A 6930-nucleotide genomic window follows, 5' to 3' on the forward strand; every position below is an offset into this window, starting at 1 on the left:
TGTTCATGGGTTTTCCTTGTTCTCTTGGCTTACTTGGCGCCGGCCTGGAACCAGGCGGCGATTTCGGAACGTTCCTCGTCCGTCATCTGCGTCATGTTGGCCAGCGGCATGTCCTTGGTCTGCACGGCGCGCTGGAAGACCTTGGCGGCGTGCTGATGGATCAGGTCGGGCGTCTGCAACATCATGCCTGCCGGTGCGGTAGCAAAGCCGGCCTGGGTCGGCTTGTCGGAGTGGCAGCTCGCGCAGCGCTGGGTGATGATGGCCTGGATCTTGGCGAAATCGGGCGCTGCCGGTGCCGCGGCTGCCGCAGCAACCGATCCATCTGCGGCAGGTACGGCAGCCGCAGCGGCCACCGGCACCACCGGACGCGGTGCGATCGCCACCGCCACGGCCAGCAGCAGGGCCACGCCGGCAATCGGATAACCGATCGAGACCTTGCCTTTGTGGCGCAGGTTGAAGAAATGGCGGATCAGCACGCCGGCCGCCATGATGGCCGCCAGCACCAGCCAGCTATACGCATGCGTATAGGTCATCGCGTAGTGGTTGCTGATCATGATGAACAGGATCGGCAGCGTAAAGTAGTTGTTGTGCACGCTGCGCTGCTTGCCACGGCGGCCGTGGATCGGGTCGGGCGACTTGCCCTCCTTCATCGCTTCCACCAGCTTGCGCTGGCCGGGGATGATCACCATCAGCACGTTACCCACCATGATGGTGCCGATCATGGCGCCGACGTGGATATAGGCGGCGCGGCCGGACAGCAGGTGCGTGAGCATGTAGGCCACGGCCACGATGAAGACGAACATCAACAGCCCCAGCAGGCCTTCCTTCTTGCCCAGCGGCGACTTGCACAATAGGTCGTAGACGATCCAGCCCACCACCAGGGTGCCGATGCCCACGCCCACGGCTTCAAGGCCGGAGAGGTTCGCAACCGATTTGTCGACCATCATCGCCGAAGCGTTGAAGTAGTAGACAATGAACAGCATGGCGATGCCGGTGATCCAGGTGGCATATGCCTCCCACTTGAACCAATGCAGTTCTTCCGGCAGTTCGCCCGGCGCCACCAGGTATTTTTGCGGGTTGTAGAAACCGCCGCCGTGCACTGCCCACAGTTCGCCGGACACGCCCTTCTTCTCCAGGTCGCTGCCCGGCTTGGGCGGACGGATGGAGTTGTCCAGCCAGACGAAATAGAATGAAGCACCGATCCAGGCGATGCCGGTGATCAGGTGCAGCCAGCGCACCAGCAGGTTGGCCCATTCGATGCCATACGATACCAATAATGCTTCCATGTCTTCCCCAACTTAGGATTCCCGTCCGCCACCGCAGGCAACTCCGGACAGGCGAGGCATTGCCTCAGTAAAGGGCCGTCATGAAAGCTCGTCCACCCGGCTGCAGGATGGTTGGCGCAACGGCAACAGTGCCGTGCAGCAATGCAATTCTGAGTGGATGAGAGCTTCCTGCGAGGCGGGAATGGCTGGCGCGGCTGCTTGCCGCACCGTACCGGTCTCCTGCCGTCGCTGCCGCTACGACCCGATGGTTTCTTAGCGCTTGTTCAAGATGTTGAACGGCGTCTTCATACCATCTGTTCTTGGAACTTCCGTCCCATGCTTCGTACAATCGCACCTGATATTCGGCAATTTCCGTGGCATGGGCCGGTTGCACAGAAGATAAACGGCCCCGGACTTCTAAACATGGCTCACAACGTATATTTGACATACGCGTGTCCATATACAAAAATGACTCGTAAATGTGGGACGCTTGCGGTCGTGCGCAATTCACTCCATTAACCAAACTCTTGCCACCCATGCCCTCCTGCCTGGGCAGGCAAGCAAAAAAGGCCGCAGAGACCGGCCGGCGCACGAAGGCGAACCAGATTGGCCATGGCATGGTGGTTGCATTCCGTCCGGCGCCATGTCCTGTGCCGCCGCCGCGAACCCGCAACAACATGTGACGCAATAAACCAGGCCGCCCGCGATCCCGGTCACGGGCGCCGACAGAGTGAACGAAAAACCGTCACCTGCCCCCCAGCACGTATTGGGCAATCACCATGCCCTTTAACGATGAACCCGGAGACATTCCCATGTCCAGGCTGCCAGACCATCTCGACATCCACCTCATCCGTATTCTTTATCTGCTGTTGTGCGAGAAGAACGTTTCACGCGTCGCCCTGAAACTGAACCAGCCGCAACCGTCGATCTCGGCCTCGCTGCGCAAACTGCGCGAGCTGACCGGCGACCCGCTGCTGGTGCGCGGCGCGCGCGGCATGGTGCCGACCCAGCACGGCGAAAGCCTGCTGAAGCCGGCCAAGCGCATCCTGGACGAGACCGAGCGCCTGTTCGTACCCAAGACCGCCTTCGTGCCGCAGGATGAGGAGCGCACCTTCCACATCGCCGCGCCGGACTACATGAACACGCCCTTCTTCACTGAAGTGATTGCGCGGCTGCGGCGCGAGTCGCCCAGGAGCCGCATCGTGATCCACGCGCTCGGCCCCGAGACCGATTACGTGCGCCTGCTGTCGGACGGCGAGCTGGACCTGGTGATCGCCAACTGGGACGAACCGCCGCCGCACCTGCACCTGTCCAAGCTGTTCGACGATCCCATCGTCTGCCTGATGCGCGCCGACTGCGCCTACGCCAAGCGCACCGCGCGCGACGCCATGAGCATCGAGGATTACCTCTCGCTGCCGCATGCCGCGCCTTCGCAGATCCTGCCCGGCTACCACGGCACCATCGATACTTTCCTGGAGAAACAAAACTTGCGCCGCAATGTGGTGGTGGAGTCGGCCCATTTCCGCATGCTGCCCTACATGGTGGCGCAGACCGACCTGGTGCTGACCGCCGGCCAGCAGTTCGCCAGCTTCTACGAGAAGCTGCTGTCCCTGAAAAGCTACACGGTGCCGGTGAAATTCCCGCCGCTGCGTTTCTACCAGCTGTGGCACGAGCGCGTGCACCAGGCCACCGAGCACAAGTGGCTGCGCGCCCAGATCAGCGCCGCGGCCAAGATGATGGTTGGGGCAGCACACCACTGAAAAACGATTCGAATCGCCGATGCCGCATATATCCAAGGTCTGCAAAGCGGTATCTCGTACCTTATATATCCGGCCCATGGGATTGCATTAGTATCCAGTCACCAGGCCTGTATCCGAACAAAAGAAACGGAACAAGGCACTGACCACGGAACCACATTTCAAGCGACAAGACACGCCAGGACAGGCGCGGTCACATGTCAGGTTTCGAGACAAAAAACAAACCAGGAGACAGCCAATGCAAACCCCTAGCCATCCGGTGGATGAACGCCTACCCATATTCAAACTGTTCGCACTGGGCATGCAGCACGTGCTGGTGATGTACGCCGGCGCCATCGCCGTGCCGCTGATCATCGGCGGCGCACTGAACCTTCCCAAATCCGAAATCGCCTACCTGATCAGCGCCGACCTGTTCTGCTGCGGACTGGTCACCATCATCCAAAGTGCCGGCATCTGGAAATTCGGCATCAGGATGCCGGTCATGATGGGCGTCACCTTTGCCGCCGTCGGACCGATGGTGGCGATGGCCAACAATCCTTCTCTTTCCATCCTCCACATCTATGGCGCCGTGATTGCATCCGGCGTTTTTTGTATCCTGGCTTCGCCTTACATGAGCAAGCTGATGCGCTACTTCCCACCCGTGGTGACCGGCACGGTGATCACCGTGATCGGCGTCTCGCTCATGGGCGTGGGCATCAACTGGGCCGCTGGCGGCCAGCCGGTGATCGGCAAGCTGGTGGACGGCGTATTCGTGAAGATTCCCAACCCTGACTACGGCTCGCCGCTGTCGCTGTCGATCGCCGCCATCGTGCTGGTCTCCATCCTGCTGATCACCAAATACACCAAGGGCTTCATCTCCAACATCTCGGTGCTGATGGGCATGGTGGTGGGTTTCGTGATCGCCTTCGCGCTGGGCAAGATCAGCTTCACCGGCCTGGACGCGGCCGAATGGTTCGCCTTCATCAAGCCGTTCCACTACGGCATGCCGCAGTTCGACATCGCCTCCATCATCAGCATGTGCCTGGTCATGATCGTGACCATGATCGAATCGACCGGCATGTTCATGGCGCTGGGCGACATCGTCGGCAAGAAGGTCGACGACAAGACGCTGGCGCGCGGCCTGCGCGTGGACGGCCTGGGTACGGTCATCGGCGGCCTGTTCAACACTTTCCCCTACACCTCGTTCTCGCAGAACGTCGGCCTGGTGGGTGTAACCGGCGTACGTAGCCGCTTCGTCTGCGTCGCTGCCGGCGTGATCCTGATCGCCTTCGGCCTGTTCCCCAAGATGGCCCACGTGGCGGCCTCGATCCCGCAGTTCGTACTGGGCGGCGCCGGCATTGTGATGTTCGGCATGGTGGCGGCGACCGGCATCAAGATTCTCTCCAAGGTCGATTTCCAAACCAACCGCAACAATCTCTTCGTGGTCGCCATCAGCATCGGCGTGGGCATGATCCCCATCGTCGCGCCGACCTTCTTCGACAAGATGCCGCACGTCCTGGGCACCATCTTCCACAGCGGCATCCTGCTGGCCTCGGCCATGGCGGTGATCCTGAACCTGTTCTTCAACGGCCGCGGCTCGCAGGAAGACGTGGCGCGCTATGCAGTCGCCGCGGCGCAAAGCTCGGACCACTGAGGAAAACGCGGCGGAGATAAGGCATATATCCGCCGCGTGATAAGCGAAATCGCATACGGCCCAGATGAAACCGTTGATGCCATCCGGGCCGAGATGTTTTACAGTCTAGGTTGCCGCCTCAAGCCGCCTGCATGGCGGCTTTGGACGACACCCAAGCGCAACAATCGCGGCCGACAATCGTAAAAACCAGATGCCGGCCAACCGCGAAGCACCATAACGCTGCAACACCAAATAACCGAAGGGACCGGGCGGCCAATCCGCCCGGCAAGCACATGACGACGACACTGGAACAACTCAACAACGCCGAGGCCTCCGCCTTCATCGCCGCCCTGCATGGCATTTATGAGCATTCTCCCTGGATTCCCGAGCGCGCGGCAGCGCAGCGCCCGTTCCGCAGCCTGACCGCCCTGAAGCTGGCGCTGCAGAAGGTCGTCGCCGACGCCAGCCGCGCCGAGCAACTGGGCCTGATCCGCGCCCACCCGGAACTGGCCGGCAAAGCCGCCATCGCCGGCGAGCTAACCGCCGAATCCACCGGCGAACAGGCCAAGGCCGGGCTCAACCTGTGCTCGCCGGAAGAATTCGCCGCGCTGCAAAAGCTCAACGCCGACTACAACGCCAAGTTCGGCTTCCCCTTCATCCTGGCGGTCAAGGGCCCGACCGGCGCCGGCCTGACGCGCCAGCAGATCATCGCCACCTTCACCCGCCGCCTGCGCAACCAGCCGGAAGACGAACTGCGCGAAGCGCTGCGCCAGATCGGCCGCATCGCCGAAATGCGCATCAACGACCTGGCAGGCTACAAGCCGGCACTGGGCGCGACGGTAATGCAATGGGCCGAGGAGATCGGCGCACTGTCGGAAGACGAAGGCGCGCTGACCTGCACCTACCTCACCGACACCCACCGCCGCACCGCCGACCAGATCGCCCAATGGATGCGCGAAGCCGGCATGCACGTGCACATCGACGCGGTAGGCAACGTGGTCGGCCGCTACCTCTCCACCGACCCGAAGGCCAGGACCCTGCTGACCGGCTCGCACTACGACACCGTGCGCAACGGCGGCAAGTACGACGGCCGCGAAGGCATCCTGCTGGCGATTGCCGCCGTCAAGCACCTGAACGAACGCGGCGAAACCCTGCCCTTCCACTTCGAAGTGATCGGTTTCTCGGAAGAAGAAGGCGTACGCTTCAAGAGCACCTTCCTCGGCAGCAATGCCGTCATCGGCCAGTTCGACCTGAACCTGCTGGACCTGCAAGACCGCGACGGCATCACCATGCGCGACGCCATCACCCAGGCCGGCCACGACGTCGCCGCCATCCCGCAGATCGCGCGCGATCCCTCCGACATCCTGGGTTACGTGGAAGTCCACATCGAACAAGGCCCGGTGCTCCTGAATCGCGACCTGCCGGTCGGCATCGTCACCTCCATCGCCGGCAGCTCGCGCTACCTGGTCGATCTCAAGGGCGTAGCCAGCCACGCCGGCACCACGCCGATGAACATGCGCCGTGACGCCGGCGCCGCCGCCGCCGAAATCATCCTCTACGTCGAACAGCGCTGCTCGCAAGACCAGCACGCCTCGCTGGTAGGCACGATCGGCCAGTTGCAGGTACCGCGCGGCTCGACCAACGTCATCCCCGGCGCCTGCCAGCTCTCGCTGGACATCCGCGCCGCCCGCGACGACGTGCGCCAGGCCGCCGTGGCCGACATCCTGGCCAAGATCGGTGAAATCTGCGACCGCCGCAGCGTCGACGCCAAGATCGAAGAAACCGTCTCCGCCCCCGCCGCACCGTGCGCGCCGTGGCTGATGCAACAACTCGCCGCCGCCACCGAACGCGCCGGCATCACACCGTTCGAACTGGCCTCCGGCGCCGGACACGACGCCATGGCGATCGCCAGGATGACCGATGTCTGCATGTTGTTTACCCGCTGCGGGAATGGCGGCATCAGCCATAATCCGCTGGAAACCATGACGGCGGATGATGCGGAAGTGTCGGGGCAGATCCTGTTGGATTTCTTGCGTAGTTTCAAGGCGAAGGCCTGAATGGCGAAGTTGGGGCTTTAACGACACTGGGTCCTGACTTTCGTCAGGACGACGGCGAAAGCAAGATAGCGAGCCACCACATCGAAGCCGCAGGCGAGGGAAAGTAACGCAATGCAGAAGGCGAGCCGGTTACGAAGTCCGCTTCTGACCAGCCGCTGGAGTCGCTGAAAAAATGGATCAGAAAGACAGTCGGAGCGAAGCGACTCTGTCTTTCCCATTTTTTCGGCGACTCCAGCGGG

5 protein-coding genes are annotated in these 6930 nt (G+C 62.1%); 3 read left to right on the top strand and 2 right to left on the bottom strand.

Annotated features, from left to right (window positions below; all coding sequences use genetic code 11):
* Positions 1 to 29 precede the first annotated feature (29 nt).
* The gene (locus AKL28_RS22775; protein ID WP_050470584.1) at positions 30 to 1286 is read right to left on the bottom strand and encodes a urate hydroxylase PuuD; all 1257 of its coding nucleotides are present in this window, start codon (positions 1284 to 1286) and stop codon (positions 30 to 32) included.
* 791 nt (positions 1287 to 2077) lie between these two features.
* On the opposite strand from AKL28_RS22775, the gene AKL28_RS22780 reads away from it, so the two are divergent.
* The 3 genes from AKL28_RS22780 to AKL28_RS22790 all read left to right on the top strand — a co-directional run bounded on the left by AKL28_RS22780 (position 2078) and on the right by AKL28_RS22790 (position 6691).
* Positions 2078 to 3025 (top strand): LysR substrate-binding domain-containing protein, encoded by a 948-nt coding sequence (locus AKL28_RS22780; RefSeq protein WP_050470585.1) that lies wholly within the window; start codon positions 2078 to 2080, stop codon positions 3023 to 3025.
* A gap of 235 nt (positions 3026 to 3260) precedes the next feature.
* Entirely contained in the window at positions 3261 to 4655 is a 1395-nt protein-coding gene (locus AKL28_RS22785) for a nucleobase:cation symporter-2 family protein (protein ID WP_050470586.1), read from the top strand.
* A gap of 272 nt (positions 4656 to 4927) precedes the next feature.
* A complete protein-coding gene (locus AKL28_RS22790; protein WP_050470587.1) occupies positions 4928 to 6691 on the top strand; it encodes an allantoate amidohydrolase in 1764 nt (587 codons plus the stop codon).
* Between the two features lie 43 nt (positions 6692 to 6734).
* Here the strand turns inward: AKL28_RS22790 and AKL28_RS25175 are convergent.
* The coding region (locus tag AKL28_RS25175) for a hypothetical protein (RefSeq protein WP_231602651.1) at positions 6735 to 6930 on the bottom strand (196 nt) is incomplete at its 5' end.

It is taken from the genome of Herbaspirillum chlorophenolicum, assembly GCF_001189955.1.
Classification (GTDB): Bacteria; Pseudomonadota; Gammaproteobacteria; order Burkholderiales; family Burkholderiaceae_D; genus Herbaspirillum; species Herbaspirillum chlorophenolicum.

Coding starts and splice junctions, on each gene's coding strand:
- AKL28_RS22775 (WP_050470584.1), bottom strand. CDS start 1,286: ATGGAAGCATTATTGGTATCGTATGGCATCGAATGGGCCAACCTGCTG.
- AKL28_RS22780 (WP_050470585.1), top strand. CDS start 2,078: ATGTCCAGGCTGCCAGACCATCTCGACATCCACCTCATCCGTATTCTT.
- AKL28_RS22785 (WP_050470586.1), top strand. CDS start 3,261: ATGCAAACCCCTAGCCATCCGGTGGATGAACGCCTACCCATATTCAAA.
- AKL28_RS22790 (WP_050470587.1), top strand. CDS start 4,928: ATGACGACGACACTGGAACAACTCAACAACGCCGAGGCCTCCGCCTTC.